Source organism: Frateuria sp., from assembly GCF_035695185.1.
Taxonomy (GTDB): Bacteria; Pseudomonadota; Gammaproteobacteria; order Xanthomonadales; family Rhodanobacteraceae; genus Frateuria_A.
In genome coordinates this window covers 1-3,483 of sequence record NZ_DASSES010000057.1, presented here as the reverse complement: position 1 = coordinate 3,483, position 3,483 = coordinate 1, and the positions used below count along the sequence as shown (strand labels likewise).

At 68.4% G+C, this 3,483-nt stretch carries 2 protein-coding genes; both read left to right on the top strand.

All coding sequences use genetic code 11. The features are described from left to right. Positions 1 to 2 precede the first annotated feature (2 nt). Positions 3 to 3,245, top strand: coding sequence for an efflux RND transporter permease subunit (locus VFH59_RS04195; RefSeq protein ID WP_325163632.1), 3,243 nt, complete (start codon positions 3 to 5; stop codon positions 3,243 to 3,245). Between the two features lie 79 nt (positions 3,246 to 3,324). Then, on the top strand, positions 3,325 to 3,456 hold the full coding sequence (locus tag VFH59_RS04190; RefSeq protein WP_325163631.1) for a hypothetical protein: 132 nt from the start codon (positions 3,325 to 3,327) through the stop codon (positions 3,454 to 3,456). The last annotated feature ends 27 nt before the right edge of the window (positions 3,457 to 3,483 follow it).

The following is a 3,483-nucleotide window of genomic DNA, read 5'->3' as shown; positions in this document are numbered from 1 at the left end:
CCATGGGCTTTTCCACCCTCTTCATCCGCCGCCCGATCGCCACCTCGCTGCTGATGGTCGCGGTGCTGCTGCTGGGCGTGCTCGGCTACCGCCAGCTGCCGGTCTCGGCGCTGCCGGAAATCGATGCGCCGAGCCTGGTGGTGACCACGCAGTACCCGGGCGCCAGCGCGACCACCATGGCGGCGCTGGTGACCACGCCGCTGGAGCGTCAGCTCGGGCAGATCTCGGGCCTGTCGATGATGAGCTCCGATTCGTCCGCCGGCCTGTCGACGATCATCCTGCAGTTCAACATGGACCGGGACATCGACATCGCCGCGCAGGACGTGCAGGCGGCGATCAGTTCGGCCAAGGGCACGCTGCCCAACAACCTGCCCTACCCGCCGGTCTACAACCGCGTGAACCCGGCCGATGCGCCGATCCTCACGCTGATGCTCACCTCCGACAGCAGGCAATTGCGCGAGGTCAATGACCTGGCCGATTCGATCATCGCGCAGAAGCTCTCGCAGGTGCAGGGCGTGGGCCTGGTCTCGATCGCCGGCAACGTGCGCCCGGCCGTGCGCGTGCAGGTCAATCCCTCGCAGCTGTCCAACCTGGGCCTGACCCTGGAGGACGTGCGCGCCGCGCTGCAGGCGGCCAACGTCAATGCACCCAAGGGCACCTTGAACGGCGCCACCCAGAGCTACTCGATCGGCACCAACGACCAGCTCACCGACGCGGCCGCCTACGGGCAGACCATCATCAGCTACAAGGACGGCGCGCCGGTGCGGCTGAAGGACGTCGCGCGCGTGGTCGATGGCGTCGAGAACGACCAGCTCGCCGCCTGGGCCAATGGCAAGCCGGCGGTGCTGCTGGACATCCGCCGCCAGCCCGGTGCCAACATCGTGCAGACGGTGGAGCAGATCCGCGCCGTGCTGCCCTCGTTGCAGGCGGTGCTGCCGGCCGACGTGCACCTGGACGTGTTCGCCGACCGCACCGTCACCATCCGCGCCTCGGTGCACGACGTGGAGTTCACGCTGATCCTCACCGTGTGCCTGGTGGTGGGCGTGATCTTCGTGTTCCTGCGCCGGCTGTGGGCGACGATCATCCCGTCGGTGGCGGTGCCGCTGTCGTTGATGGGCACCTTCGGCGTGATGGCCTTCAGCGGCATGTCGCTGGACAACCTCTCGCTGATGGCGCTGACCGTCGCCACCGGCTTCGTGGTCGACGATGCGATCGTGATGATCGAGAACATCGTGCGCTACATCGAGCAGGGCAAGAGCGGCAGGGAAGCGGCCGAGATCGGCGCGAAGGAAATCGGCTTCACGGTGCTCTCGCTGACCGTCTCGCTGATCGCGGTGTTCCTGCCGCTGCTGCTGATGCCGGGCGTCACCGGCCGCCTGTTCCACGAGTTCGCCTGGGTACTGACCATCGCGGTCGCCATCTCGATGCTGGTGTCGCTGACGCTGACGCCGATGATGTGCGCCTACCTGCTCAAGCCCGATCAGTTGCCCGAAGGTGATGCCGCGCACGAGCATGCCGTCGTGCAGGGCAAGCACAACCTGTGGACGCGCACGGTCGACTTCTATGGTCGCACGCTGGACTGGGTGCTCGACCACCGCCGCCTGACCATGCTGGTGGCCGCGGCGACCGTGGTGCTCACCGTCATCCTCTACGTGGTGATCCCCAAGGGCCTGCTGCCCGAGCAGGACACCGGCCTGATCACCGGCGTGGTGCAGGCGGACGAGAACGTCGCCTTCCCGCAGATGGAACAGCGCACCAAGGCCGTCGCGGATGCCTTGCGCCGGGACCCGGCCGTCTCCGGCGTGGCCGCCTTCATCGGCGCGGGCACCATCAACCCGACGCTCAACCAGGGCCAGCTCTCGATCGTGCTCAAGGACCGCGGTGACCGCGGCGGCCTCCAGGACGTGCTGCCGCGCCTGCAGGATGCGGTGGCCAACATCCCGGGCGTGGCGCTGTACCTCAAGCCCGTGCAGGACGTCACGCTGGACAGCCGCGTGGCCGCGACCGAGTACCAGTACTCGCTTTCCGAGGTGAACTCGGCGGACCTGGCCAGGCATGCCGAGCAGATGACCCAGGCCTTGCGCCAGCGGCCGGAGCTGGCCGACGTGGACAACAACCTGGCCAACCAGGGCAACGCGCTCAAGCTGACCATCGACCGCGAGAAGGCCAGCCGCCTGGGCGTGCCGGTGCAGACCATCGACGATACGCTCTACGACGCCTTCGGCCAGCGCCAGATCTCGACCATCTTCACCCAGCTCAACCAGTACCGCGTGGTGCTGGAGGTGGCGCCGGAATTCCGCTCCAGCCGCGACCTGCTCAACAAGCTGACCGTGCGGGGCAACGGCTCGGGCGCGCTGACCGGCTCCAACGCGACCAGCTTCGGCCAGCTCACCTCGGCCAACTCGGCGACGCCCTCGGGGATAGGCAACACCGGCAACGTCGGCTTCCAGGTCGGTGCCGGCGGCACCATCCCGATCGCCTCGCTGGCCACCGCCCAGGTCGGTAGCGCGCCGCTGGTGGTCAGCCACCAGCAGCAGCTGCCGGCGGTGACGATCTCGTTCAACCTGGCACAGGGCTATTCGCTGTCCGAGGCGGTCGATGCGATCCACGAGGTCGAGGCGCAGCTGGACTTCCCGCCGCAGGTGCGCGGCCAGTTCATCGGCAAGGCGGCCGAGTTCAACGCCTCGATCGGGGACGAGGTGCTGCTGCTGCTGGCGGCGATCGTGGTGATCTACATCGTGCTGGGCGTGCTCTACGAGAGCTACATCCACCCGCTGACGATCATCTCGACCTTGCCACCGGCGGGCGTGGGTGCACTGCTGGCGCTGATCCTGTGCGGCATGAGCCTGTCGGTCGACGGCATCGTCGGCATCGTGCTCCTGATCGGCATCGTCAAGAAGAACGCGATCATGATGATCGACTTCGCGATCGAGGCGCAGCGCGATGGGCTGAATGCGCGCGAGGCGATCCGGCGGGCCTGCCTGCTGCGCTTCCGCCCGATCATGATGACCACCGCGGCGGCCATGCTCGGTGCCTTGCCGCTCGCGCTGGGCAACGGTATCGGCGCCGAGCTGCGCCGGCCGCTGGGCGTGTCGATCGTCGGTGGCCTGCTGCTCTCGCAGCTGGTCACGCTGTACACCACCCCGGTGATCTATCTGTACATGGAGCGCTTCTCGGACTGGCTGCGGCTGCGCCGCGAGCGCCGGGCCCTGGCGCGCGCCGAGGCCGACGCCCGGGCGGTGTGAGCGCCCTGCTCCCTCTCCCTTCCGGGGGTGGGGATGAGGGGCCGGGGCTCGCGGGAATGCCGGCAAGGATGCTTTCCTGGTGGTCGCCCTTGCGCGGCCTCTCCTCGGCTTGGCTCGCCTGCGGCGGGCTTTCGATCGCCTGCCGGCGCTCGAGGCGCTGTGCGCGGAGGTGCGCGCAGTGACCACCGCCCTCGGTTTCGACTTCGCCTGACGATCTGCTTTCTCTCCCCGCCGGGAG

Excerpts from the sequence above, each read along its gene's own strand:
- VFH59_RS04195 (WP_325163632.1), top strand. The coding sequence starts at position 3 with ATGGGCTTTTCCACCCTCTTCATCCGCCGCCCGATCGCCACCTCGCTG.